The organism is Pseudomonas sp. 8AS (assembly GCF_902506505.1).
Taxonomy (GTDB): Bacteria; Pseudomonadota; Gammaproteobacteria; order Pseudomonadales; family Pseudomonadaceae; genus Aquipseudomonas.
The window spans coordinates 700207-724672 of sequence record NZ_LR733406.1 but is presented as its reverse complement, the minus strand read 5'-3'; the positions used below and the strand labels follow the sequence as shown (position 1 = coordinate 724672).

At 67.2% G+C, this 24466-nt stretch carries 21 protein-coding genes; 11 read left to right on the top strand and 10 right to left on the bottom strand.

What is annotated here, in order from left to right; genetic code table 11:
• Nucleotides 1–155: 155 nt before the first annotated feature.
• The 5 genes from dbpA to GV001_RS03250 all read left to right on the top strand — a co-directional run bounded on the left by dbpA (nucleotide 156) and on the right by GV001_RS03250 (nucleotide 8576).
• Nucleotides 156–1532, top strand: a complete 1377-nt coding sequence (dbpA, locus tag GV001_RS03270) for an ATP-dependent RNA helicase DbpA (protein WP_160078091.1) — start codon at nucleotides 156–158, stop codon at nucleotides 1530–1532.
• A 111-nt stretch (nucleotides 1533–1643) separates the two neighbouring features.
• The gene (locus tag GV001_RS03265) at nucleotides 1644–2879 is read left to right on the top strand and encodes a diguanylate cyclase domain-containing protein (protein WP_160078089.1); all 1236 of its coding nucleotides are present in this window, start codon (nucleotides 1644–1646) and stop codon (nucleotides 2877–2879) included.
• Nucleotides 2880–3079: 200 nt separating this feature from the next.
• A complete protein-coding gene (gene yccS / locus GV001_RS03260) occupies nucleotides 3080–5272 on the top strand; it encodes a YccS family putative transporter (protein WP_160078080.1) in 2193 nt (730 codons plus the stop codon).
• A 120-nt stretch (nucleotides 5273–5392) separates the two neighbouring features.
• Nucleotides 5393–6577: an NAD(P)/FAD-dependent oxidoreductase gene (locus GV001_RS03255; protein WP_178091796.1), complete on the top strand. Its 1185-nt coding sequence runs from the start codon at nucleotides 5393–5395 to the stop codon at nucleotides 6575–6577.
• A gap of 202 nt (nucleotides 6578–6779) precedes the next feature.
• Nucleotides 6780–8576 carry a diguanylate cyclase gene (locus tag GV001_RS03250; RefSeq protein WP_160078078.1) on the top strand — a complete coding sequence of 599 codons (1797 nt, stop codon included), beginning with the start codon at nucleotides 6780–6782 and terminating at the stop codon, nucleotides 8574–8576.
• 3 nt (nucleotides 8577–8579) lie between these two features.
• Here GV001_RS03250 and GV001_RS03245 read toward each other — a convergent pair whose 3' ends face one another.
• Complete coding sequence (locus GV001_RS03245; RefSeq protein ID WP_160078076.1) at nucleotides 8580–9332, bottom strand: ABC transporter substrate-binding protein; 753 nt, start codon at nucleotides 9330–9332, stop codon at nucleotides 8580–8582.
• A 107-nt stretch (nucleotides 9333–9439) separates the two neighbouring features.
• Here GV001_RS03245 and GV001_RS03240 point away from each other — a divergent pair, with 107 nt between their 5' ends.
• On the top strand, nucleotides 9440–9910 hold the full coding sequence (locus GV001_RS03240) for a transcription elongation factor GreAB (protein ID WP_160078074.1): 471 nt from the start codon (nucleotides 9440–9442) through the stop codon (nucleotides 9908–9910).
• Between the two features lie 10 nt (nucleotides 9911–9920).
• Here the strand turns inward: GV001_RS03240 and GV001_RS03235 are convergent, their stop codons facing one another.
• On the bottom strand, nucleotides 9921–10961 hold the full coding sequence (locus GV001_RS03235) for a cyclic nucleotide-binding domain-containing protein (RefSeq protein WP_160078072.1): 1041 nt from the start codon (nucleotides 10959–10961) through the stop codon (nucleotides 9921–9923).
• A gap of 245 nt (nucleotides 10962–11206) precedes the next feature.
• Nucleotides 11207–11716, bottom strand: a complete 510-nt coding sequence (locus GV001_RS03230; protein ID WP_160078070.1) for a YgjP-like metallopeptidase domain-containing protein — start codon at nucleotides 11714–11716, stop codon at nucleotides 11207–11209.
• A gap of 217 nt (nucleotides 11717–11933) precedes the next feature.
• On the opposite strand from GV001_RS03230, the gene GV001_RS03225 reads away from it, so the two are divergent.
• Both GV001_RS03225 and GV001_RS03220 read left to right on the top strand, forming a co-directional pair.
• Nucleotides 11934–13157, top strand: a complete 1224-nt coding sequence (locus GV001_RS03225) for a PAAR domain-containing protein (protein WP_160078068.1) — start codon at nucleotides 11934–11936, stop codon at nucleotides 13155–13157.
• Complete coding sequence (locus GV001_RS03220; protein WP_160078066.1) at nucleotides 13138–13656, top strand: hypothetical protein; 519 nt, start codon at nucleotides 13138–13140, stop codon at nucleotides 13654–13656. Before GV001_RS03225 ends, GV001_RS03220 begins: the two co-directional genes overlap by 20 nt.
• Nucleotides 13657–13669: 13 nt before the next feature.
• Here GV001_RS03220 and GV001_RS03215 read toward each other — a convergent pair whose 3' ends face one another.
• The 5 genes from GV001_RS03215 to tkt all read right to left on the bottom strand — a co-directional run bounded on the left by GV001_RS03215 (nucleotide 13670) and on the right by tkt (nucleotide 19672).
• The gene (locus tag GV001_RS03215) at nucleotides 13670–14089 is read right to left on the bottom strand and encodes a hypothetical protein (RefSeq protein WP_160078064.1); all 420 of its coding nucleotides are present in this window, start codon (nucleotides 14087–14089) and stop codon (nucleotides 13670–13672) included.
• 166 nt (nucleotides 14090–14255) lie between these two features.
• Nucleotides 14256–15320 (bottom strand): class II fructose-bisphosphate aldolase, encoded by a 1065-nt coding sequence (gene fba / locus GV001_RS03210; protein WP_160078062.1) that lies wholly within the window; start codon nucleotides 15318–15320, stop codon nucleotides 14256–14258.
• A gap of 76 nt (nucleotides 15321–15396) precedes the next feature.
• Complete coding sequence (locus GV001_RS03205) at nucleotides 15397–16560, bottom strand: phosphoglycerate kinase (RefSeq protein ID WP_160078060.1); 1164 nt, start codon at nucleotides 16558–16560, stop codon at nucleotides 15397–15399.
• Nucleotides 16561–16564: 4 nt separating this feature from the next.
• A complete protein-coding gene (gene epd / locus GV001_RS03200; protein WP_160078058.1) occupies nucleotides 16565–17620 on the bottom strand; it encodes an erythrose-4-phosphate dehydrogenase in 1056 nt (351 codons plus the stop codon).
• 51 nt (nucleotides 17621–17671) lie between these two features.
• The gene (tkt, locus tag GV001_RS03195; protein WP_160078056.1) at nucleotides 17672–19672 is read right to left on the bottom strand and encodes a transketolase; all 2001 of its coding nucleotides are present in this window, start codon (nucleotides 19670–19672) and stop codon (nucleotides 17672–17674) included.
• 31 nt (nucleotides 19673–19703) lie between these two features.
• On the opposite strand from tkt, the gene GV001_RS03190 reads away from it, so the two are divergent.
• The 3 genes from GV001_RS03190 to metK are packed head-to-tail and all read left to right on the top strand — an operon-like array spanning nucleotide 19704 to nucleotide 22072.
• Nucleotides 19704–19844 (top strand): hypothetical protein, encoded by a 141-nt coding sequence (locus GV001_RS03190; RefSeq protein ID WP_160078054.1) that lies wholly within the window; start codon nucleotides 19704–19706, stop codon nucleotides 19842–19844.
• A gap of 20 nt (nucleotides 19845–19864) precedes the next feature.
• On the top strand, nucleotides 19865–20872 hold the full coding sequence (locus GV001_RS03185) for a metalloregulator ArsR/SmtB family transcription factor (RefSeq protein ID WP_160078052.1): 1008 nt from the start codon (nucleotides 19865–19867) through the stop codon (nucleotides 20870–20872).
• 9 nt (nucleotides 20873–20881) lie between these two features.
• Nucleotides 20882–22072 carry a methionine adenosyltransferase gene (gene metK / locus GV001_RS03180; RefSeq protein WP_160078050.1) on the top strand — a complete coding sequence of 397 codons (1191 nt, stop codon included), beginning with the start codon at nucleotides 20882–20884 and terminating at the stop codon, nucleotides 22070–22072.
• Between the two features lie 147 nt (nucleotides 22073–22219).
• Here the strand turns inward: metK and GV001_RS03175 are convergent, their stop codons facing one another.
• Both GV001_RS03175 and ompR read right to left on the bottom strand, forming a co-directional pair.
• Nucleotides 22220–23533, bottom strand: a complete 1314-nt coding sequence (locus GV001_RS03175) for an ATP-binding protein (protein WP_160078048.1) — start codon at nucleotides 23531–23533, stop codon at nucleotides 22220–22222.
• Nucleotides 23534–23636: 103 nt separating this feature from the next.
• Nucleotides 23637–24368 carry a two-component system response regulator OmpR gene (ompR, locus tag GV001_RS03170; protein ID WP_160078046.1) on the bottom strand — a complete coding sequence of 244 codons (732 nt, stop codon included), beginning with the start codon at nucleotides 24366–24368 and terminating at the stop codon, nucleotides 23637–23639.
• Nucleotides 24369–24466 lie beyond the last annotated feature (98 nt).

Here is a 24466-nt window from a genome sequence, read left to right as displayed (position 1 = left end):
ACCAGAGTTCCTCGAGGTCCCCGAAGCCCCAGGCCTGAAGAGATATCCCGGCGCAGGCGCCGGGCGACGCACGGCAGGCCGCGGCGGATTTCCCGCGGGGCAGCGCCGGCCACGCCTGATACACTGCGCGGCATTCCTATTTGCAGGTCCCCGCCGTGAACACCGCCTTCGCTTCCTTGCCCCTTTCCGCCGCCACCCTGGCCAACCTCGACGCCCTCGGCTATGCCGAGATGACGCCGATCCAGGCCCAGAGCCTGCCGGTGATCCTCAAGGGCCAGGACCTGATCGCCCAGGCCAAGACCGGCAGCGGCAAGACCGCGGCCTTCGGCATCGGCCTGCTGGCGCCGCTCAACCCGCGCTTCTTCGGCTGCCAGGCGCTGGTGCTGTGCCCGACCCGCGAGCTGGCCGACCAGGTGGCCAAGGAGCTGCGCCGCCTGGCCCGCGCCGGGGGCAACATCAAGATCCTCACCCTCTGCGGCGGCGTGCCGTTCGGCCCGCAGATCGGCTCGCTGGAGCACGGCGCCCACGTCATAGTCGGCACCCCGGGGCGCATCCAGGAGCACCTGAAGAAGGGCACCCTCAAGCTCGATGGCCTCAACACCCTGGTCCTCGACGAAGCCGACCGCATGCTCGACATGGGCTTCTACGACAGCATCGCCGAGATCATCAACCAGACCCCGGCCAAGCGGCAGACCCTGCTGTTTTCCGCCACCTACCCGGCGGGCATCAAGCAGCTCAGCGCGAGCTTCATGCGCGACCCGCAGCAGGTCAAGGTCGAGGCCCTGCACGACGATGCGCAGATCGAACAGCGCTTCTACGAGATCGCCCCGGAGCAGCGCATGGACGCCGTGCTCAGGCTGCTCGCCAGCTACCGTCCGGAATCCTGCGTGGCCTTCTGCTTCACCAAGCAGCAGTGCCAGGAACTGGTCGAACACCTGACGGCCCACGGCATTTCCGCCGCCGCGCTGAATGGCGACCTGGAGCAGCGCGACCGCGACCAGGTGCTGGCGATGTTCGCCAACCGCAGCCTGTCGGTGCTGGTGGCCACCGACGTGGCGGCCCGCGGCCTGGATATCGACGCCCTGGACATGGTGATCAACGTCGAACTGGCGCGTGATGCGGAAATCCATGTCCACCGGGTTGGCCGTACCGGCCGCGCCGGCGCCAAGGGCCTGGCCATGAGCCTGGTGGCCCCGGCCGAAGGCCATCGTGCCCAGGCCATCGAGACCCTGCAGAAGAGCCCGCTGAACTGGCAGCCGCTGGGCAGCCTCAAGGCCAAGGGCGGCGAGCCGCTGCAGCCGCCGATGGTCACCCTGTGCATCGCCGGCGGACGCAAGGACAAGGTGCGTCCCGGCGACATCCTCGGCGCCCTCACCGGCGAGGCCGGCATCCCCGGCGCCCAGGTCGGCAAGATCGCCATCTTCGATTACCAGGCCTATGTCGCCGTGGAGCGCGGCATCGCCAAGCAGGCGCTCAAGCGCCTCGGCGAAGGCAAGATCAAGGGCCGCTCGCTGCGCGTACGCGTGCTTTAGACAGCCTTTACCCGTGCTGGCGCGATCCTAAACAGGCGCTAGGACAATGGGTCGCGTGCCTCGATGGGCGGCGTTGTGCCATCATCGCCAGCTGTCGTCATGGAGGTCGTCGTGCGCAATATCCTGGTAGTCGAAGACAGCCCGCTGGTGCTGAAGATCCTCGAACACCTGTTCCGCCAGGAACCCCAGCTGCAGCCGCTGTTCTGCGCCTCCCTGGCGGAGGCCCAGGTGCTGCTGGAAACCTCGGCGAGCCTGTTCTTCGCCGCCATCGTCGACCTCAACCTGCCGGATGCGCCGGATGGTGAGATCGTCGACCTGGTGCTGCACTACCACCTGCCCTGCATCGTGCTGTCCGGCTCGTACAACGAACAGCGCCGCGACGAGCTGCTGCTCAAGGGCGTGGTCGACTACGTGCTCAAGGAGAGCCAGCACTCCTACGAGTTCGCCTTCCGCCTGCTGCACCGCCTGGAGCGCAACAGCCAGGTGAAGATCCTGGTCGCCGAGGACTCGGAGGCCACCCGCCACTTCATCCGCCGCGTGCTCAGCCCGCACCAGTACCAGATCATCGATGCCGAGGACGGCAACGAGGCGCTGCGCATCCTCCACGAGCAGCCGGACATCGACCTGTTCCTGGTCGACCACAGCATGCCGGGCATCAGCGGCTTCGACCTGGTCAAGCTGCTGCGGCAGAAGATGCGGCGCCACGAGCTGATCATCCTCGGCCTGTCCGCCGACGCCAAAGGCTCGCTCAGCGCCAAGTTCATCAAGCACGGCGCCGACGACTTCCTGCGCAAGCCGTTCTGCCCGGAAGAGCTCAACTGCCGGGTGATGTCGACCCTGGAACGGCGCGACATGCTGCATGCGCTGAAGCAGGCGGCGCTGTTCGACTCGCTGACCGGCCTGTACAACCGCCGCGCCTTCTACGAACAGGGCGAGCAGCTGTTCCTGCAGGCCCAGCGTGGCGGCCAGCCGCTCAGCGTGGCGATGCTCGACCTGGACCTGTTCAAGGCGATCAACGACGAGTACGGCCACGCCAGCGGCGACACCGCCCTGGTCGGCTTCGCCCGCTGCCTGCGCGAGGCCTTGCCCGACACCCTGCTCGGCCGCCTCGGCGGCGAGGAGTTCGCCCTGGTCAGCCACCTCGACGGCCCCGGCCTGGCGGCCGGCCTCGACCAGCTGCGCGGCACCTGCGCCCAGCTCAGATACGCCGCGGGCGCGCCGCCGCTGTCGTTCAGCGCCGGGATCTACCACGGCGCCCCGGACGACCTGGAAAGCCTGCTGCACCAGGCCGACATCCGCCTCTACCAGGCCAAGCGCAGCGGCCGCGGGCGCACCCTGCACAACTGAGTTGCCGGGCCAGCCCCGGTTCCCGCAGCCGGGCAGCGCGCGGCTAAATCCGCGCCTGCGCCGGCGGCCGATCAGCGCCCACAAGCGGCTGCCATTTTTAGCCGAGCGGTCGCTAGAATGGTGCCTCGTCGCCGCCAGCCACCGTCTTTCCCCTGTGACCCCATCCACTGTTCGATCACCCGGCGGGTAGCCGTTCGCCCATGCCTTCATCGCTGAATCTGACCCTGCGCAGCCTGTGGGCGCGCGAAAAGTTCACCTACGGGATCCGCGTGTTCATCGCCCTGGCCGGCTCCATGGCGCTGTGCTGGTACCTGGACCGCATCGCCTTCGTCATCCCGCTGTTCCTCGGCTGCATCGCCAGCGCCCTGGCCGAGAGCGACGACCACTGGCGCGGCCGCCTGCAGGCGCTGCTGGTGACCCTGGCCTGCTTCACCGCCACCGCCACCGCGGTGCAGCTGCTGTTCCCCTACCCCTGGCTGTTCGGCGCCGGCCTGGCCCTGGCGGCCTTCGCCATGACCCTGCTCGGCGGCATCGGCGAGCGCTATGCGGCGGTGGCCTCGGCCACCCTGATCCTGGCGATCTACACGGCCATCGGCCTGGAACACCGCGGCGGCGCCCTGGGCAGCTTCTGGCAGGAGCCGCTGCTGCTGATCGCCGGCGCCGCCTGGTACGGCCTGCTCGGGGTGATCTGGAGCGTGCTGTTCAGCCAGCAGCCGGTGCAGCAGGCGCTGGCGCGGGTGTTCATCGAGCTGGGCGCCTACCTGCGCCTGAAGGCCTCGCTGTTCGAGCCGCTGCGTCAGCTCGACGTGGAGGGGCGGCGCCTGCAGCTGGCGCAGCAAAACGGCCGGGTGGTCAGCGCGCTGAACCAGGCCAAGGAGATCATCCTCAACCGCATGAGCCGCAAGCGCAGCGGGCAGAAGACCAACCGCTACCTCAAGCTGTACTTCATCGCCCAGGACATCCACGAGCGCGCCAGCTCCTCGCACTACCCGTACAACGCCCTGGCCGAGGCCTTCTTCCACAGCGACGTGATGTTCCGCTGCGGCCGCCTGATCAGCCAGCAGGGCAAGGCCTGCCAGGCCCTCGGCACGGCCATCCGCATGCGCCAGCCGTTCGACTACAACGACAACAGCCAGGCCATGGCCGACCTCGACACCTCGATGACCTACCTGCGCGAGCAGAACAACCCGGCCTGGCGCCGCCTGCTGCGCTCGTTGAACGCCCTGGCCGGCAACCTGGCCACCCTGGAGCGCAAGCTGGCCAGCGCCAGCAACCCGGACGCCCTGGCCGACGAGCAGGACAGCAGCCTGCTCGACCGTTCGCCGCAGAGCCTGAAGGACGCCTTCGAGCGCCTGCGCCTGCACTTCTCGCCGACCTCGCTGGTGTTCCGCCATGCCGTGCGCCTGTCGGTGGCCCTGGCCGCCGGCTACGGCCTGCTGCACTGGGTGCACCCGCAGCAGGGCTACTGGATCCTGCTGACCACCCTGTTCGTCTGCCGGCCCAGCTACGGCGCCACCCGCCTGCGCCTGGTGCAGCGGGTCGGCGGCACCGTGCTCGGCCTGGTCGCGGGCTGGGCGCTGATCAGCCTGTTCCCCGAGGCGCTGCTGCAGTCGCTGTTCGCCGTGGTCGCCGGGGTGGTGTTCTTCACCAACCGGGTCGACCGCTACACCCTGGCCACCAGCGCCATGACCCTGGTGGTGGTGCTGTGCTTCAACCAGGTCAGCGACGGTTACGCGCTGATCTGGCCGCGCCTGGTGGATACCCTGCTGGGCACGCTGATCGCCGGCCTGGCGGTGTTCTTCATCCTGCCGGACTGGCAGGGACGCAAGCTCAACCAGGTGCTGGCCAACACCCTGAGCAGCAACGGCCGCTACCTGCTGCAGATCATGCAGCAGTACGAGTCCGGCAAGCGCGACGACCTGAGCTATCGCCTGGCCCGGCGCAACGCGCACAACGCCGACGCGGCGCTGTCGACCACCCTGTCCAACATGCTGATGGAGCCCGGCCACTTCCGGAAGGACGCCGAGACCGGCTTCCGCTTCCTGGTCCTGTCGCACACCCTGCTCAGCTACCTGTCTGGCCTCGGCGCCCACCGCGAAAGCCTGGCCGACGATGCCAGCGACGCCCTGCACGACCGCGCCGTGGCGCATATCAGCGCGACCCTCGAAGACATCGCCGGCTGCCTGCGCGACAACCGCCCGGTGGCGGTGTACAGCGAGACCGACCAGGCCCTGGCCGAGGAACTGGAGCAGTTGCCCGAGGAAATGGACGAAGGCCACCGCCTGGTGCAGGTGCAGCTGGGCCTGATCTGCCGCCAGCTGGCCCCGCTGCGCACCCTGCTCGCCCACCTGCAGCAACGGCAGCCGGAGACGGCACAGGCCAAGACCGCCTGACTTGCAGGCCCTGTAGCCCGGACTTCAGTCCGGGCTACCAGCCGCGCCGACGACCGCCCACAAGCCCGCCGGCGCTTTCCGCTAGAATGCGCGCCTTCTTCGATCAACCGAGGTTCTGCCGTGTCCTTCTTCCCGGTCATCATCATCGGCGCCGGCGCCGCCGGCCTGATGTGCGCCGCCCAAGCGGGCGCGCGCGGGCGCCGGGTGCTGCTGCTCGACCACGCCAACAAGCCGGGCAAGAAGATCCTCATGTCCGGCGGCGGGCGCTGCAACTTCACCAACATGTACAGCGAGCCGGGCAACTTCCTCTCCGCCAACCCGCACTTCTGCAAGTCGGCCCTGGCCCGCTACAGCCAGTGGGACTTCGTCGAACTGGTGGTCAAGCACGACGTGCCCTACCACGAGAAGAAACTCGGCCAGCTGTTCTGCGACCGCAAGGCCAGCGACATCCTCACCCTGCTGCTGACCGAGTGCGACCAGGCCGGCGTCGACCTGCGCCTGGACACCAGCATCCAGCAGATCGACAAGCTTGAGGCCGGCTACCGCCTGCTCACCAGCGCCGGCAGCTTCGACTGCGAGTCGCTGGTGATCGCCACCGGCGGCCTGTCCATCCCCACCCTCGGCGCCACGGGCTTCGGCTACCAGGTGGCGCGCCAGTTCGGCCACCAGCTGCTGCCGACCCGCGCCGGCCTGGTGCCCTTCACCATCACCGAGCCGCAGCTGAAAGAGCTGTGTACGGAGCTGTCCGGCACCTCGGTGGAGGATTGCGTGGTGAGCTGCAACGGGCAGAGCTTCAAGGAGAACATCCTGTTCACCCACCGCGGCCTCAGCGGCCCGGCGATCCTGCAGATCTCCTCCTACTGGCAGCCGGGCGACAGCGTGCAGATCAACCTGCTGCCGCATATCGACCTGCCCGAGTGGCTGGCCGAGCAGCAGCGCGAACGGCCGAATACCGAACTGAAGACCCTGCTCGCCGAGCTGTTCACCAAGAAGATGGCCAACCTGCTGGCTGAACAGTGGTTCGTCTCCAAGCCGCTCAAGCAGTACACCCCGGCCGAGCTCAATGCGGTGGCCGCGCACCTGGCCGAGTGGACGCTGGTCCCGGCCGGCACCGAGGGCTACCGCACCGCCGAAGTCACCCTCGGCGGGGTGGACACCCGCGAGGTGTCGTCGAAGACCATGGAGTCGCTGAAATCGCCGGGGCTGTACTTCATCGGCGAGGTGCTGGACGTCACCGGCCACCTCGGCGGCTTCAACTTCCAGTGGGCCTGGGCCTCGGCCCATGCGGCGGCGCAGTTCGTCTGACAGAGCAAAGCGGACCTTGCGTAGGCTGCATCCTGCGCATCAGGGCCAACCTGCGGGCTTTCCGGAGCGCCCTACGCCAGAGGCGGAAACGCCCCCGCCGAACAAAAGTCCTGAAAAACGTGAGGCAAGGCTGGGCAGCCATATTGGCACTCTGCCACTATTGGCGGATGGCGCCGCGCGGCGCAGCAAACCGAGTCATCCGATGCCTGGCGCCCGTCACTGTCCTTCGCTGCCCCTGCTGATCCTGTTCGCCCTGCTGCTGGGCGTGCTGGCGGCGCCGGCCCGGGCCGCCCTGGTGTTGCACGACGACAGCCCGCCCGAGGACCTGCACGGCCGGGTCGACTACCTCGCCGACCCGGCAGGCCGGCTGCAACTGCCGGCCCTGCTCGCCCGCCCCGAGGTTTTTCGCAGCAGTGCGACGCGTCGCGACCTGGGCTTCGGCTATGTCCACGGCGCCATCTGGCTGCGCCTGCAGGTCGAGTCCGCCGCCAGCCAGGCGCGCGACTGGCGCCTGGAAATCGCCTACCCCTCGCTGGATCGGGTCGACCTCTACGATGTCGGCGCAGACGGCGTGCGCCACAGCCAGGCCGGCGACATGCTGCCCTTCGCCCAGCGCAGCGTCGGCAACCGCAACCCGGTGTTCGACCTGCACCTGCAGCCCGGCGAGCGCCGCACCCTGTACCTGCGCGCCAGCTCCGAGGGCAGCATGACCCTCGGCGCCACCCTCTATTCGCGCACCGCCCACGAGCAGCACAGCCTCCAGGGCTATGTGGTGCAGGCGCTCTACGGCGGCACCCTGCTGGCCCTCGGCTGCTACAACCTGCTGCTGTTCCTGGCCCTGCGCGAGCGCCCGTTCTTCTACTACGTGCTGTTCGTCGGCGTGTTCGCCATCGGCATCCTCGGCCTCAACGGCTTCGGCGCGCAGTTCCTCTGGCCGCAGGCCGGCTGGTGGACCAACCGCGCCCTGCCATTCGGCATCAGCGCCGCGGCCGCCATCGGCATCCTCTTCGCCCGCAGCTTCCTCGACACCCGGCAGTGGCTGCCGCGCGGCGACCGCTGGCTGCGCCTGGCCTTCGTCATCGTCGCCGGCTGCGCCCTGGCCACCCTGCTGCTGCCGGTGCAGCTGGCCCTGCAGACCATGTCGGTTTCCGGCATCGCCATGTGCCTGAGCCTGCTCGCCACCGCCTTCGTCTGCCTGAAGAACCGCGTGCCCGGCGCCGGCATCTTCGCCCTGGCCTGGAGCATGCTGCTCGGCGGCGCGCTGCTGCTGGCGCTGCGCAACTTCGCCCTGATCCCGTCGAACTTCTTCACCATCTACGCCATGCAGATCGGCTCGTCGCTGGAGATGATCCTGCTGTCCTTCGCCCTCGCCGCGCGCTTCAACGAGCTCAAGCGGCAGAAGGAACAGGCCCTGCAGCAGCACGAGAAACAGCTGGAGCAGCGCGTGGCCGAACGCACCGAGGCCCTGGAAGACGCCAACCAGCGCCTGCGCGGCCTGGCCATGAAGGACCCGCTCACCGGCCTGGCCAACCGCACCGCCCTGCAGGCCCAGCTGGAGCTGGCCATCCGCCGCTCGCACCGGCGCCAGGAGCTGCTGGCGGTGATGCTGATCGACCTCGACGGCTTCAAGCCGATCAACGACCAGCACGGCCATGCCCTCGGCGACCAGGTGCTCGCCGAGATCGCCCGCCGCCTGCAGAAATGCGCGCGCGAAACCGACCTGCCGGCGCGCCTGGGCGGCGACGAGTTCGTTCTGGTCTGCGAGACCGTCAGCTCGCCCGAGCAGGCCGAACAGGTGGCGCTGCGGATTCTCGAACAGCTGCGCCGGCCCATCGAGCTGGAGCAGCTGAGCGTGCAGGTCGGCGCCAGCATCGGCATCGTCCTCAGCTGCGGCGAGGACAGCGGCACCCTGCTGATCCGCCGCGCCGACGCCGCCATGTATGTGGCCAAGGCCGCCGGGCGCAACCGCGTGCAGCTGCACGAGAGCAGCCCGGCCTGACGGCTAGTCCGGCATTTCCTGCCCCGGCAGCCAGCGCTGGTAGATCGCCGCGAAAGTGCCATCGGCCTTCATCTGGTCGAGGGCGCCCTGCCACTCGGCGATCAGCGCATCATCGGTGCTCGGGGAGAAGGCGATGTAGGCGTAGGTACGCAGGAAGCTGTAGAGCAGCTCGACATCCTCCGGCTTGAGTTCGCCGAGGGCCAGCAGGCTTTCCAGGGTCACATTGTCGGCCACCACCAGCGGCACGCGGCGGTGGCGCAGCATGGTCATCATCTGCTTCGGCCCCATCACCCCGTACAGGTTGGGCAGCCCCCTGGCCTGCAGCGTCTGGTAGCTGTACCACTGGCGGGGCGCGGCGATGATGCCGGCCTGGCGCGCGTCCTCCAGGCTGGCGATGTGTAGGCCGGACCCCTTGAGCGCATAGAAACTGGTGACCCCGACGATGATCGGCCCGACCCACTTGAACAGGTGCTCGCGCTCGGCGGTGCGCATGGTCACGAACAGCCCGCTATTGGCCTCGACCTGCGCGACCTGGTAGCCCCGCGCCCAGGGCACGATGCTGATTCGCGCCTGCTGGCCGGTACGCCGCAGGATCTCCTCCACCACCTCGACGCCCAGGCCGGTCGGCTGGCCGTCGCGGCTGAAGTTCAGCGGCGGGTATTCCTCGGTGTACAGCTGCAGCGGGGCGGCCGCCACGGCACCGGCGAAGCACAGGGCCAGCCCGCACAGCAGGCGGCGCCAAGGAAAATGGGCCATCGGGACAACCTCGCGACAGGTCTTCGCAGTTTAGCCGAACTCGCAGGCGCAAGACCCCGACCCGCGCGGCCTGTTAACCTGCACGCCCGCTCACAGCCCTGCCGATCATGGACAAGACCCTGCTGCAACAACAGGTGTGCGCGCACCTGGAGGCCGACCTGGCCCTGGCCATCCGCGCCGCGCAGACCGCCCACGAGGCGGCCACGCACGAGGAGAACATCGCCGAGAACAAGTACGACACCCTCGGCCTGGAGGCCGCGTACCTGGCCGCCGGGCAGGCGCGCCGGGTCGAGGAGATCCGCCAGGCGCTGAAGGCCTGGCAGGCCCTGGCGATGCGCGATTACGACGAGGCGCAGGGCATCGGGCTCGGCGCCCTGGTATCCCTGCGCAGCGCCGAGGGCCGCCAGCAATGCCTGCTGCTCGGCCCGGACGGGGCCGGCCTGAAGCTGCCGGGGGCCGAGGGCGAGATCATGCTGATCACCCCGCGCGCGCCGCTCGGTCAGCAACTGCTCGGCCTGGGCGTGGGCGACGAGGTCGGCAGCGGCGCGCAGCGCTGGACCATCGTGCGCGTACGCTGAGGCCGCCAACTCAGGCCGCCAGCGGCTCGTCGAGCAGGTAGGCGTCGAAGCCCAGCTGGTTGAGCAGGTGCACCGCCAGCTCGCTGCGGATGCCGCCTTCCGGGGTCACCACGTAGCTGGTGTTGCGGTCCAGGCTGTCGGCGTGGGTGCGCAGGTTGGCCACCGGCAGGTTGAGGCTCTCCGGCTGGTGGCCAAGGCGGTATTCCAGGGCCAGGCGCACATCCAGCAGCAGGTACTTGCGGCTGCCCTGCTGGCTCAGGCGCGCCAGCTCGTCGCGGTTGATCTGCGGGATCAGCGTCGGCCGCACCAGTTCGACGAAATCCTCGCGGTGCAGGCGCGCCAGTTCGCCGGCCTCGAGCATGGTCACGCTGGCCGAGCGCACCGCGCCACTGATCAGCGCCTCCTCGCCGAAGAAGTCGCCTTCGCCCAGGGTCAGCGCCGGCTGCTCGCTGTAGGCAGAAGGCAGGGTGATGCTCGCCCGGCCGCGCTTGATCACATAGAAATGCTCGCCGGGCTCGCCGTAGCTGACCACGCGCTGGCCGGCCTCGACCTCGACATAGTCGAAGCGCGCCAGCAGCGCATGCAGGTGCGACGGTGCCAGGCGGCCGAACAGCGGCGTGCGCAGCAGGCGGGCCAGCCAGTCCTCGTCGGCCTGCTCCTCGACCATGCCGCCGAGGCTGCTGACCTGGTAGGCCGCCTCCTGGCTCCAGCCGAGCAGCCGTTCGAGCAGCTGGTGCTCCACGGCGAACAGGCTGACATCGGTCAGCGCCCTGACCGTGGCCGGGTTGGGCTGGCTGCCGTTGAGCGGCATGTGCGCCTGCGGCGAGCCACCCTCGAAGGTTTGCCGGGCCGGGCCGGCGTCCACCGCCACCTTGCCGCTCAGCAGGTAGTACTGCGCCAGCGAGCGCTCGCCCTTGTGCAGCAGCAGGGTGCCGGCCGGGCGCTGCAGGTATTGCAGGCTGGCATGCAGCTGCTGGCGGTAGTGGGGGGTGAGGAAATCCATCGGGCTGTAGCTGCCCAGTTGTTCGAAGCTGAGCGGGACGCTGCTCATGGTCTTGCCTCCGGGCAAAACGCGACCCTGCGTGACGGGATTTCCCTTGCAGCTGCATGTCTTCACCTTAGCCTGCGCCGGCCGCGGCGGCACGCGCGCTGGTCGGGCAGTTCCAGGCGCTCTTGTCGGCAAATAGAAAAGCCATCCGCTTCAACAAGTTGCGCACAATCGCCGGGGATGGATCTGTGGATAACAGGGGGATGACCTGCTGCAGGCCAGGGCGGTCGCGGCCTGCGCCGCACTGTTCAGTTTTTGTCCGATGTGCTCGGCAGATCGCGCCAGGTCAGGTACACCCGCAGGTCGAACTCCAGCTGGTGATAGCCCGGCAGCATGTACTCGCAGAGCTTGTAGAAGGCCTTGTTGTGCTCGTATTCCTTCAGGTGCGCCAGCTCGTGCACCACGATCATCTGCAGGAACTCCGGCGCCGCCTCCTTGAACAGCGCGGCCACGCGAATCTCCTTCTTCGCCTTGAGCTTGCCGCCCTGCACCCGGGAGACCGCCGTGTGCAGGCCGAGGGCGCGGTGGGTCAGGTCGAGACGATTGTCGTAGAGCACCTTGTCGATCGCCGGCGCGCTGCGCAGGTGCTGCTGCTTGAGGTCGAGGACGTATCCGTACAGCGCCTTGTCGCTCTGGATCTGGTGGTGCTGCGGGTAGCGCTGGCTCAGGTAATCGCCCAGGCGCCCGGCGGCGATCATCTGCTGCACCTGATCCTGCAGTTGCTGGGGATAAGCCTTGAGGTACTTGAGCGGAGTCATGGGGCGCACTGCGGGGGAACCAGGCGCCAGTTTAACTCGCGACGCCGCCGCCATGAGCCCAGGACTGCGCGCGAGACGCCAGAAAAACTGCGCAACTCGTTGCGCAGCCTGCACACCGGCAGTGAGCGACCGCATAAAAACCGCTGGCAACGCTGGCCGCACGAAGCGCAGTGCGGCACTGTCGGCAACCCTACACATGCCGATAAGGAGATTGGCCATGTCCGGCAAACCCGCCGCCCGCGTATCCGACACCGACGCCTGCCCCCTCCCCGGCCACGGGCCAAACCCGGTGGTGGTCGGTTCGCCCAATGTACTGATCAACAACCTGCCCGCGGCCAGGGTCGGCGATGCAACCGCCTGCGGCGACACCATCACCGTTGGCATCCCGACCATCCTGATCAACGGCATGCCGATCGCCCACCTGGGCAGCGCCACCGCACACGGTGGCGTGATCATCTCCGGCTCCGGCAATGTGCTGGTCGGTAGCTCCGGCGGCGGGGCGCCGATGAGCCCGGTGGGGGCGCTACAGATTGGTGGAGCGATAGCCGCCGTGGCGGTAACGGCAAGTGCGCTACTCGCCGACGACTCGGGGAACATTCAGTTCGATGAACAGCTGCGACTGCAGGCGCCAAATGGCCAGCCTTATTCGCTGCTGCCTTACACCCTGACTCTTGAAAACGGCAGCCAGATTAACGGCACCACCGATGCTGAAGGAAAGACCCAGCGCATTCAAACCACCAGCCCCCAGACCATTACGCAGATAGCCCTGAAACCACCGAGCGATGCTGCTCCCTGCTGTGCCAAGCACACTGGGCAGCAGAGCAGCACCGGACGGGTCGTCGAACTCCAGGGCGTGAAGACCAATCCACAACAACTCGGCAGTTCCGTGCATAGCGTGACCCTGGATGGCGAGTCACGCCCACTGACCAGCGGTGAAATCGCCATGGCTCGCTCGATTTTCAAAGACGCCATCGACTACACCAAGGTCAAGGTGCATCGCGATGAATACCTGCCGTTCGGACTGCAGCCGAACAACACCGCGATGACGCCCAACGGTGAGCTTTACTTCAACCCGGCCTATTTCCAGGAAGACTTCTCCAGCGCCAAGCAGGATGAGTACAAGCACTGGTTCATGCACGAGATGGTTCATGTCTGGCAGCACCAGCTGGGTTATTGGGTCAAGCTGCATGGCATGCTGCTGCACCCTGGCAGTCTCTGGGGGCTGCTGGGCGACCCGTACCATTACACCCTGGATGCCACGAAAAAGTTGCATGACTACAACATGGAACAGCAGGGCGACATCATCGCCGACCACTATGCCCTCTCCAACGGCCTCAGCGCGTTATCGAATAGCGGGCGCCAAGTGCGTGACCGTAGCCTGTACAACCTGGTACTAGCCGACTTTCTCAAGGATCCCAGCAATGCCAACGCCCTCCCCTAAATGGCTGATGCTGGTCAGCCTGAGCCTGTTCAGTCTCAACAGCCAGGCCATGTCGCGCCTTTTCGATGGCGACGCCAACGTCTGGATCGCCAATGATCGGCTGTGTTTCGGTGGGACCGAGTTCAAGTCAGTGGGGCTGTTCTTCAACCGCACGCTCAAGGTCGATGCAGGGCAGGTCGTGGTGCATGCCATCCAGGTGACCGGGGCTGGTCCCGGCTCGTACTGGGCAATTAGTGCGACAGACCCGGAGCACGCACTGCCGATCACCAGCAACACCTGCATTGCCTATGGCGAGCGCATTGCGCACTTCAACCCAAGCCAGGCAGCCAAGCCCCTGACGGATGGCCTGTACAGCGTGATGCTGGGCGGATCCGATCTGAAGAGCGGCAATCGCGCCACGTTCTACCAGAACTTCTGCCTGCAACACAGCGACAGCGGGCGCAGGGTGACGGCGGCCCATTACGACAAGAGTAGCCAGCAATGGGTCTGCTCGCCGTGATACCCGGGCCCCGTCACTTCCCCGCAGGTTTGGACAAGTCACCTGGCTGGCCGGCCAGATAGTCACGATAGACCTGCAGCAGCTGCGCAGCGCTGTAGCGACAGCGTGGCACCTGGCACTCGGCATTGAAGTCGAAGCGCCCGCTCATGGGTTCGGCCAGGCGGATGTAGATGGCCGGCCACTCGCCCCGTGGCGCATCTGCCGGGGTGAACAGCAGGCGCTCTTGGCGTTGCACCAGAGCACCGCCGGCGGCGGCATAGTCGAAGACGAATAGCAGGGTGCGCGAGGTCTTGGTGGTGCACTCGACCTGGCTCAGGCACTGCTGCGGGTCGCTCGCCAACGGCGTGGTGGCTGGCACGGGAGCGACAGCCGTGGGCTGCTGCGCACAACCGAGCAGCACGCTGCAGGCCATGGCCATAGCGGGCAAACGCATGAATTTCCTCCTGCTGGCTGCGTAGGGTGCGCCGTGCGCACCACGAGGCAGCGTGCAATCCCCAGGTGCGCACGGCGCACCCTTGCGGCATTTGTCCGGGCCGGATACGCAAGAGCCCCGCATGGCGGGGCTCCTGGTGACAGCGCGGTAACTTAGAACCTGGTTCTTAGTTCACTTTGGCAGTCAGTTCACCCTTGGCATAACGCTGGAACATGCCTTCCAGGGAGATCGGCTTGATCTTCGAGGCATTGCCGGCGGTGCCGAAGGCTTCGTAGCGGGCGATGCAGATGTCGCGCATGGCGGTGACGGTGGCGCCGAAGAACTTGCGCGGGTCGAACTCGCTCGGGTTGGTGGCCATCAGGCGACGCATGGCACCGGTGGAGGCCAGACGCAGGTCGGTGTCGATGTTGACCTTGCGCACGCCGTACTTGATGCCTTCGACGATTTCCTCGACCGGCACGCCGTAGGTTTCCTTGATGTCGCCGCCGTACTGGTTGATGATCGCCAGCCACTCCTGCGGTACCGAGCTCGAGCCGTGCATCACCAGGTGGGTGTTGGGGATGCGCTTGTGGATTTCCTTGATGCGGTCGATGGCGAGGATGTCCCCGGTCGGCGGCTTGGTGAACTTGTAGGCGCCGTGGCTGGTGCCGATGGCGATGGCCAGGGCATCGACCTGGGTGCGCTTGACGAAGTCAGCGGCTTCTTCCGGATCGGTCAGCATCTGGCTGTGATCCAGCACGCCTTCGGCGCCGACGCCGTCTTCTTCACCGGCCATGCCGGTTTCCAGGCTGCCCAGGCAACCCAGCTCACCTTCCACCGACACGCCGCAGGCGTGGGCGAAGGCCACGGTCTGCTGGGTGACGCGGACGTTGTAGTCGTAGTCGGCCGGGGTCTTGCCGTCTTCCTTCAGCGAGCCGTCCATCATCACCGAGCTGAAGCCCAGTTGGATCGAGCGCTGGCAGACATCCGGGCTGGTGCCGTGGTCCTGGTGCATGCACACCGGGATATGCGGGAATTCTTCGATGGCGGCCAGGATCAGGTGGCGCAGGAACGGCGCGCCGGCGTATTTGCGGGCGCCGGCGGAAGCCTGGACGATCACCGGGGAATCGGTCTTGTCGGCCGCTTCCATGATCGCGCGCATCTGCTCGAGGTTGTTGACGTTGAAGGCCGGCACGCCGTAGCCGAATTCGGCGGCGTGGTCGAGCATCTGGCGCATGCTGATGAGTGCCATGGTGTTCTTTCTCCCGGTGGGGTTAATCGTGCAAGCCTGCCGCAGGGGCAGGCGCTATTCAAGTATTCGGGGCCACTCAGGCCTTGGCGCGTTGTTCCAGCACTTCCACGGCCGGCAATACCTTGCCTTCGACGAACTCGAGGAAGGCGCCACCACCGGTGGAGATATATCTGATCTGCTCGCCCACGCCGTATTTGTCGATGGCGGCCAGGGTGTCGCCACCGCCGGCGATGGAGAATGCCGGGCTTTCGGCGATGGCCTGGGCCAGCACCTTGGTGCCGTTGCCGAACTGGTCGAATTCGAATACGCCGACCGGGCCGTTCCACAGGATGGTCTTCGACGACTTCAGCAGCTCGGCGAACTGCGCAGCAGTTTGCGGGCCAATGTCGAGGATCATGTCGTCCTCGGCCACGTCGGCCACCAGCTTGATGGTCGCTGCGGCGTCTTCGGCGAAGGCCTTGGCCACCACCACGTCGACCGGCAGCGGCACGCTGACCTTGGCCGCGATGGCCTTGGCGGTGTCGATCAGGTCGGCTTCGTACAGCGACTTGCCGACCGGGAAACCGGCGGCGGCGAGGAAGGTGTTGGCGATGCCGCCGCCGACGATCAGCTGGTCGCAAATCTGGCTCAGGCTGTTCAGTACGTCGAGTTTGGTCGACACCTTGGAGCCGGCGACGATGGCCGCCATCGGTTTGGCCGGGTTACCCAGGGCCTTGCCCAGAGCATCCAGCTCGGCCGCCAGCAGCGGGCCGGCGCAGGCGACCTTGGCGAACTTGGCCACGCCGTGGGTCGAACCCTCGGCGCGGTGGGCGGTACCGAAGGCGTCCATGACGAACACGTCGCACAGGGCGGCGTACTGCTGGGCCAGCTCGTCGCTGTTCTTCTTCTCGCCCTTGTTGAAGCGCACGTTCTCGAACAGCACGACCTGGCCCGGCTGCACGTCGACGCCGCCCAGGTAGTCGGCCACCAGCGGCACGTCACGGCCCAGGGCCTTGGACAGGTAGGCGGCGACCGGCGCCAGGCTGTTCTCCTCGGTGAACTCGCCCTCGGTCGGACGGCCCAGGTGCGAGCAGACCATGACCGCCGCGCCCTTCTCCAGGGCCAGCTTGATGGTCGGCAGGGAGGCGAGGATGCGCGCGTCGCTCTTCACCACGCCGTCCTTCACCGGGACGTTGAGGTCTTCGCGGATCAGCACGCGCTTACCGGCGAGGTCGAGGTCGGTCATCTTCAGAACGGTCATAGGATCAGTCCTTCTCGGGAGCAGGAGTAGTCAGGGAAAGAAAGTGTTCGGCCACATCGAGCATGCGGTTAGCAAAGCCCCACTCGTTGTCGAACCAGGCCAGCAGGTTGACCAGACGCGGGCCGGACACCCGGGTCTGGCTGCCGTCGACAATCGCCGAATGAGCGTCATGGTTGAAGTCGCAGCTGGCGTGGGGTAGCTCGGTGTAGGCCAGCAGCCCTTGCAGCGGGCCACTGCTGGCGGCTTCGCGCAGCACCCGGTTGATCTCTTCGGCACTGGTGTCGCGGGCGGTCTGCAGGGTGATGTCCAGGCAGGACACATTGACCGTCGGCACACGAATGGCCTTGGCCTGGATGCGCCCGGTCAGCTCCGGCAGCAGGCGTTCGATACCACGGGCCAGGCCGGTCGACACCGGAATCACCGACTGGAAGGCCGAGCGCGTGCGGCGCAGGTCTTCGTGGTGGTAGGCATCGATCACCGGCTGGTCGTTCATCGCCGAGTGGATGGTGGTGATGGAGACGTACTCGATCCCCACCGTCTCATTCAGCAGCTTGAGCAGCGGCACCCCGCAGTTGGTGGTGCAGGAGGCGTTCGACACCAGCTGCTCGGCGCCGGTCAGGCAGGCCTGGTTGACGCCGAACACCACGGTGGCGTCGATATCCGCCTCGCTGGCCATCGGCTGGGAGAACAGCACCCGCGGTGCGCCGGCTGCGAGGAAGCGCTCGCCGTCGGCGCGGCTGTGGTAGACGCCGGAGCACTCCAGCACCAGGTCGATATCCAGCGCGGCCCAATCGATGGCCTCGGGCTCGCTCTGGCGTAGCACCTTCACGCAGTCGCCATTGATGTGCAGGCAATCGCCGTCGACCTGCACCTGGCCGGGGAAGCGGCCGTGGGTGGAGTCGAAGCGGGTCAGGTATTCGATGCTGGCCTGGTCGGCCAGGTCGTTCAGCGCGACTATCTCGAAACCGGCCGCGGCGCCGCGCTCGTGCAAGGCGCGCAGCACGCAACGACCGATGCGGCCGTAGCCGTTGAGGGCAACTTTGTAGGGGCGTCTGGCCATGGCGATCTCGGGCAGGATGCGGTGGCTGGCGCCAGCCACCGCAGCACGGCCTCAGGCGTCCAGCAGTTCGGCGGCGGTTTCCAGGATATTGTCGACGGTGAAGCCGAACTCCTCGAACAGCGCCGGTGCCGGGGCGGACTCACCGAAGGTGGTCATGCCGATGATGCGGCCTTCCAGGCCCACGTACTTGTACCAGTAGTCCGCGTGCGAGGCCTCGATGGCAATGCGCGCGCCGACCTGCAGCGGCAGCACGGCCTGCTTGTAGGCGGCGTCCTGCTGGTCGAACACGCTGGTCGACGGCATGGACACCACGCGCACCTTCTTGCCCTGCTCGGTCAGCTTGTCGTAGGCCTGCACGGCCAGACCGACTTCCGAACCGGTGGCGATCAGGATCAGTTCCGGCTCGCCGGCGCAGTCCTTGAGCACGTAGGCACCACGGGCCACGTCGGCCAGTTGCTGGGCATCACGGGCCTGGTGCGGCAGGTTCTGCCGGCTGAAGATCAGCGCGGACGGGCCGTCGGCGCGCTCGATGGCGTACTTCCAGGCCACCGCGGATTCCACCGCGTCGGCCGGGCGCCAGGTGTCCAGGTTCGGCGTGCCGCGCAGGCTGGCCAGCTGCTCGATCGGCTGGTGGGTCGGGCCGTCTTCACCGAGACCGATGGAGTCGTGGGTGAACACGTACAGCACGCGCTGCTTCATCAGCGCGGACATGCGCACGGCGTTACGCGCGTATTCCATGAAGATCAGGAAGGTCGCGCCGTACGGGATGAAACCACCGTGCAGGGCCACGCCGTTCATGATCGCGCTCATGCCGAACTCACGCACACCGTAGAACATGTAGTTGCCGGAAGCGTCTTCGGCAGACACGCCCTGGCAGCCTTTCCACAGGGTCAGGTTGGAGCCGGCCAGGTCGGCCGAGCCACCGAGGAATTCCGGCAGCAGCGGGCCGAAGGCGTTCAGCGCGTTCTGGCTGGCCTTGCGGCTGGCGATGGTTTCGCCCTTCTCGGCGACGTCCTTGATGTAGGCGGCGGCCTTCTCGGCGAAGTCGGCCGGCAGCTCACCGGCAACCCGGCGCTTGAACTCGGCAGCCAGCTCGGGATGGGCGGCGGCGTAGGCGGCGAACTTGTCGTTCCACGCGGCTTCGCGGGCGGCACCGGCTTCCTTGGCGTCCCATTCGGCGTAGATGTCAGCCGGAATTTCGAACGGGCCGTGAGTCCAACCGAGCTGCGCGCGGGTGGCAGCGATCTCGTCGCTGCCCAGCGGTGCGCCGTGGCACTCTTCCTTGCCGCCCTTGTTCGGCGAACCGAAGCCGATCACGGTCTTGCAGCAGATCAGGGTCGGCCGGTCAGTGGACTTGCGCGCGGTCTCGATGGCGATCTTGATTTCTTCGGCGTCATGCCCGTCGACATTGCGGATCACCTGCCAGCCGTAGGCTTCGAAGCGCGCCGGGGTGTCATCGGTGAACCAGCCGTGCACTTCGCCATCGATGGAGATGCCGTTGTCGTCGTAGAAGGCGATCAGCTTGCCCAGGCCCAGGGTGCCGGCCAGCGAGCAGACTTCATGGCTGATGCCTTCCATCATGCAGCCGTCGCCGAGGAAGGCGTAGGTGAAGTGGTCGACGATGGCGTGGCCGTCGCGGTTGAACTGCGCGCCCAGGACTTTCTCGGCGAGGGCGAAACCGACGGCGTTGGCGATGCCCTGGCCGAGCGGGCCGGTGGTGGTCTCGACACCCGGGGTGTAGCCGTATTCCGGGTGGCCCGGGGTGCGGCTGTGCAGCTGGCGGAACTGCTTGAGGTCGTCGATACCCAGGTCGTAGCCGGTCAGGTGCAGCAGCGAGTAGATGAGCATCGAGCCGTGGCCGTTGGACAACACGAAGCGGTCACGGTCGGCCCAGTTCGGGTTGCTCGGGTTGTGCTGCAGATAGTCGCGCCACAGCACTTCGGCGATGTCCGCCATGCCCATGGGGGCACCCGGGTGGCCGCTGTTGGCTTTCTGCACAGCATCCATGCTGAGGGCACGAATGGCATTGGCACGCTCACGACGGCTGGACATCGCTGAATCTCCTGGGAAGGACTGTTGCTAAATGAATGAGGCGGAAAAAGGCGCGCATTTTCGCCCAGCCGGGCGCTGCGGGGCAATGAAAGATCGACGAAAGCTGCCGGCAGACCCGCACACACATCAATATCAAAAAGTTTTGATATTGATGTTGCTGGATGAAAAGTGACCGACTAGACTGCCGCCCCTATGAATATGCGCGTGCCCCAGCTCCGTTTCGAGCCAGCCGATGAGCTCGCCGCCCTGTGCAAGGCCGGCGGCGATCCGCTGCGCCTGAACGTGCTGCGCGCACTGACCAACGACTCGTTCGGCGTGCTGGAGCTGGCGCAGATCTTCGCCATCGGCCAGTCGGGCATGAGCCACCACCTCAAGGTGCTGGCCCAGGCCGGCCTGGTGGCCAGCCGTCGCGAAGGCAATGCGATCTTCTACCGCCGCGCCCTGCCCCACGGCGAACTGCTCGGCGGCACCCTGCACGCGGCACTGCTGGTGGAAGTCGACGAGTTGCAACTGCCCGCCGAGGTGCAGGCGCGCATCGCCGCCGTGCACGCCCAGCGTGCCGCCGCCAGCCGCGACTTCTTCGCCAAGACGGCGGACAAGTTCCAGGCCCAGCAGGACCTGATCGCCGGCCTGCCGCAGTACCGCGACAGCGTGCTGGCCCTGCTCGATGCCCTGGGCTTCAGCGCTGGCGCCACGGCGCTGGAAGTCGGCCCCGGCGACGGCGGCTTCCTGCCCGAACTGGCGCGGCGCTTCCATCACGTGACTGCGCTGGACAACAGTGCGGCGATGCTCGAGCTGGCGCGCCAGCGCTGCGCGCAAGAACAACTGGGCAATGTCGAGCTGCAGCTCGCCGATGCCCTCAACGACGACATCGGCGCCGCCGACTGCGTGGTGGTGAACATGGTCCTGCACCATTTCGCCGCCCCGGCCGAGGCACTGAAGCAGCTGGCGCGCCTGGTCAAACCGGCCGGCAGCCTGCTGATCACCGAGTTGTGCAGCCATGACCAGAGTTGGGCCAGGACGGCCTGCGGCGATCTCTGGCTCGGCTTCGACCAGGAAGATCTGGCCCGCTGGGCCGATGCCGCGGGGCTCACGCCCGGCGAGAGCCTCTATGTGGGCCTCAAGAACGGCTTTCAGATTCAGGTACGGCACTTCGCCAAGCCGGATGCGAAGCAAACCCGCCAAACCAGGTATGAATAGGATTTTGAAATGAGCGAATACGCCCTGTTTACCTCCGAGTCCGTGTCCGAAGGCCATCCGGACAAGATCGCCGACCAGATTTCCGATGCCGTCCTCGACGCCATCATCGCCCAGGACAAACACGCCCGCGTGGCCGTGGAAACCCTGGTCAAGACCGGCGTGGCCATCGTCGCCGGCGAAGTCACCACCAGCGCCTGGGTCGACCTGGAACAGATCGTCCGCGACGTGATCTGCGACATCGGCTACACCAACTCCGACGTCGGCTTCGACGGCGCCACCTGCGGCGTGCTGAACATCATCGGCAAGCAGTCCCCGGACATCAACCAGGGTGTCGACCGCGCCAAGCCGGAAGACCAGGGTGCCGGCGACCAGGGCCTGATGTTCGGCTACGCCAGCAACGAAACCGACGTGCTGATGCCGGCGCCGATCCGCCTGTCCCACGCCCTGGTCGAGCGCCAGGCCGAAGCGCGCAAGTCCGGCCTGCTGCCGTGGCTGCGCCCGGACGCCAAGAGCCAGGTCACCTGCCAGTACGAGAACGGCAAGGTAGTCGGTATCGACGCCGTGGTGCTGTCCACCCAGCACAACCCGGAGGTCAGCCTGAGCGACCTGCGCGAGGCGGTGATGGAGCTGATCATCAAGCACACCCTGCCGGCCGAGCTGCTGCACAAGGGCACCCAGTTCCACATCAACCCGACCGGCAACTTCGTGATCGGCGGCCCGGTGGGCGACTGCGGCCTGACCGGGCGCAAGATCATCGTCGACAGCTATGGCGGCATGGCCCGCCACGGTGGCGGCGCGTTCTCCGGCAAGGACCCATCCAAGGTTGACCGTTCGGCGGCCTACGCCGGTCGCTACGTGGCGAAGAACATAGTCGCTGCAGGTCTGGCCGACCGCTGCGAGATCCAGGTGTCCTATGCCATCGGCGTGGCCCAGCCGACCTCGATCTCGATCAACACCTTCGGCACCCACAAGATCGCCGAAGACAAGATCATCCAGCTGGTGCGCGAAGTGTTCGACCTGCGTCCGTACGCCATCACCAAGATGCTCGACCTGCTCCACCCGATGTACCGCGCCACCGCGGCCTACGGCCACTTCGGCCGCACCCCGGAGGAAGTGACCGTGGCTGGCGACAGCTTCACCACCTTCACCTGGGAAAAGACCGACAAGGTCGCCGACCTGCGCGCTGCCGCCGGCCTGTAAGCCCTGCCGCAATGCCAAAAGCCCCGCCTAGTGCGGGGCTTTTTGTTGGGCGACGCGGGACGATGCCTTGCCGTAGGGTGCGCCGTGCGCACCAGAGAGCAGCGCGAACTACCCGGTGCGCACGGCGCCCCCTACGAGGGCTCAGCGCTATACCGCATCGCGCGGCAGCAACAGCCCCAGCGGCAGACAGATGCGCGCCTCCAGGCCGCCGCCGGAGCGGTTGCGCAGCTCGACGCTGCCGCCGTGCAGGGCGGCGATGCGCTTGACGATGGCCAGGCCGAGGCCGCTGCCCTTGCCGCCACGGGCGCGGTCGCCACGGATAAACGGATTGAACAGTTCGCCGCGCTCGGCCGGGTCGATGCCCGGGCCGCGGTCCAGCACGCTGAGCACAACATAAGGCGCACTGTGGTCGCCGGAGACATAGGCGGCCACTTCGACGCCATGGCCGCCATAGCGCAGGGCGTTCTCCAGCAGGTTGGCCAGCAGGCGCTTGATCGAGATGCGCCGCAGCGGGAACGGCGGCACCGCCTCCAGGCACAGGCGCACCCGCTCCTGCTGCTGGTTGTAGGGCGCCACCACCTCACAGATCAGTTCGCCGAGGTCGGTCGTTTCCAGCTTTTCGTCACGGCCGTCGCGGATAAAGGCGAGGAACTGGTCGAGGATCGCGTCCATGTCCTCGATGTCGCGGACCATGTCCTCGGTCAGCTCCGAGTCGCTGTCGAGCAGCTCCAGCGACAGCCGCAGGCGGGTCAGCGGCGTGCGCAGGTCATGGGAGACCCCGGCCAGCATCAGCTCGCGCTCGCGGGCGGCCTGTTCGACGTCCTCGGCCATCTGGTTGAAGGCGCGGTAGACCTCGGTCATCTCGCTCGGCGTGTCACTGACCGGCAGGCGCACGCTGCGCCCCTGGCCGAGCTGGCGGGCGGCAAACACCAGGCGCTTGAGCGGCGCGCTGAGCTGGCGCACGAAAATCCACGCCGCCGCCGTGGACAGCAGGCCGATGCCGAGGAACCAGCCGAGCACGCTCCAGATTTTCTGCCCGCGCAGCGGGTGCGGGTACAGCGGCACCTTGGTCCAGCCGTCACCCAGACTCGGCGCGCGCACCCACAGCGCCGGTGGGCTCTTGACCCGTACCCGCACCTCGGTGTCCGGACCCAGCTCGGCCTGCATCTGGCGCAGGAAGATTTCCGAGTAGGGCCAGTGCTGCTCGGTCGGCGGCACCTGCTCGGCGGCCACCTGCTCCAGGGTCGCCGCCGCGGCGATATGCCCGCGGTCCGCCGGGTCGGCCGCCCAGTAGGCACGCAGGGTCAGCGCCGCGCCATGACTGTACTGGCGGTCGACCAGCACATCCTCGTTCATCATCAGGTAGACCAGGGTCAGCGCCTTGGAAAACAGCACGACCACCAGCACCAGCCAGAGGGTGCGGGCGAAGAAGCTTTGCGGGAACCAGAGCGGGGTTTTCATCAGGGCGACGCGATACCTGTGGGAGCCAGCTTGCTGGCGATGGGGTGAGCGGGATCGCCAGCAAGCTGACTCCTACAGCACCCCGAACGAGCGTGACACCGAGTTACTTGCTGCCATCCGGTACGAACACGTAGCCCACGCCCCACACCGTCTGGATATAGCGCGGCTTGGACGGGTCCGGCTCGATCAGCCGGCGCAGGCGCGAGATCTGCACGTCGATGGAGCGCTCCAGGGCGTCCCACTCGCGGCCGCGGGCCAGGTTCATCAGCTTGTCGCGGGTCAGCGGCTCGCGGGCGTGCTGGACCAGGGCCTTGAGCACGGCGAACTCGCCGGTGGTGAGCATGTGCACCTCCTCGCCCCTCTTCAGCTCGCGGGTGGCCAGGGACAGCTCGTACTCGCCGAAGCTGACGCTGGCGTCCTCGCTGCCCGGCGCGCCCGGAACCACGGGCGCCTGGCGGCGCAGCACGGCCTTGATCCGCGCCAGCAGCTCGCGCGGGTTGAACGGCTTGGCCAGATAGTCGTCGGCGCCCTGCTCCAGGCCCTGGATGCGGCTGGCTTCGTCGCCCTTGGCGGTGAGCATGATGATCGGCAGCTGGTTGTTCGCCTCGCGCAGGCGGCGGCAGGCGGACAGGCCGTCCTCGCCGGGCAGCATGAGGTCGAGTACCAGCAGCTGGAACAGCTCGCGGGCCAGCAGGCGATCCATCTGCTCGACGTTCTCCACCGCGCGCACGCGGTAGCCCTGCTCGCTGAGGAAGCGCTCCAGCAGGCGGCGCAGGCCGGGATCGTCGTCGACGATGAGGATCTTTTCGCCTTCCGGCGCAGCAGCAGTGCTCATGGCAACTCCCCAGTAAACAGTGGCGGCATTATGGCGCAAGCGCGGCGCGCGCCGCTCCAGCCATTGTTAGCAGATTTTTCCCGAGCGGCTGCCCATGC

Bases quoted from the DNA above. Each gene is read 5' to 3' on its own strand.
- yccS (WP_160078080.1), top strand. From the start codon at position 3,080: ATGCCTTCATCGCTGAATCTGACCCTGCGCAGCCTGTGGGCGCGCGAA.
- GV001_RS03250 (WP_160078078.1), top strand. From the start codon at position 6,780: ATGCCTGGCGCCCGTCACTGTCCTTCGCTGCCCCTGCTGATCCTGTTC.
- GV001_RS03245 (WP_160078076.1), bottom strand. From the start codon at position 9,332: ATGGCCCATTTTCCTTGGCGCCGCCTGCTGTGCGGGCTGGCCCTGTGC.
- GV001_RS03240 (WP_160078074.1), top strand. From the start codon at position 9,440: ATGGACAAGACCCTGCTGCAACAACAGGTGTGCGCGCACCTGGAGGCC.
- GV001_RS03235 (WP_160078072.1), bottom strand. From the start codon at position 10,961: ATGAGCAGCGTCCCGCTCAGCTTCGAACAACTGGGCAGCTACAGCCCG.
- GV001_RS03230 (WP_160078070.1), bottom strand. From the start codon at position 11,716: ATGACTCCGCTCAAGTACCTCAAGGCTTATCCCCAGCAACTGCAGGAT.
- GV001_RS03225 (WP_160078068.1), top strand. From the start codon at position 11,934: ATGTCCGGCAAACCCGCCGCCCGCGTATCCGACACCGACGCCTGCCCC.
- GV001_RS03220 (WP_160078066.1), top strand. From the start codon at position 13,138: ATGCCAACGCCCTCCCCTAAATGGCTGATGCTGGTCAGCCTGAGCCTG.
- GV001_RS03215 (WP_160078064.1), bottom strand. From the start codon at position 14,089: ATGCGTTTGCCCGCTATGGCCATGGCCTGCAGCGTGCTGCTCGGTTGT.
- fba (WP_160078062.1), bottom strand. From the start codon at position 15,320: ATGGCACTCATCAGCATGCGCCAGATGCTCGACCACGCCGCCGAATTC.
- GV001_RS03205 (WP_160078060.1), bottom strand. From the start codon at position 16,560: ATGACCGTTCTGAAGATGACCGACCTCGACCTCGCCGGTAAGCGCGTG.
- epd (WP_160078058.1), bottom strand. From the start codon at position 17,620: ATGGCCAGACGCCCCTACAAAGTTGCCCTCAACGGCTACGGCCGCATC.
- tkt (WP_160078056.1), bottom strand. From the start codon at position 19,672: ATGTCCAGCCGTCGTGAGCGTGCCAATGCCATTCGTGCCCTCAGCATG.
- GV001_RS03190 (WP_160078054.1), top strand. From the start codon at position 19,704: ATGAATGAGGCGGAAAAAGGCGCGCATTTTCGCCCAGCCGGGCGCTGC.
- GV001_RS03185 (WP_160078052.1), top strand. From the start codon at position 19,865: ATGAATATGCGCGTGCCCCAGCTCCGTTTCGAGCCAGCCGATGAGCTC.
- metK (WP_160078050.1), top strand. From the start codon at position 20,882: ATGAGCGAATACGCCCTGTTTACCTCCGAGTCCGTGTCCGAAGGCCAT.
- GV001_RS03175 (WP_160078048.1), bottom strand. From the start codon at position 23,533: ATGAAAACCCCGCTCTGGTTCCCGCAAAGCTTCTTCGCCCGCACCCTC.
- ompR (WP_160078046.1), bottom strand. From the start codon at position 24,368: ATGAGCACTGCTGCTGCGCCGGAAGGCGAAAAGATCCTCATCGTCGAC.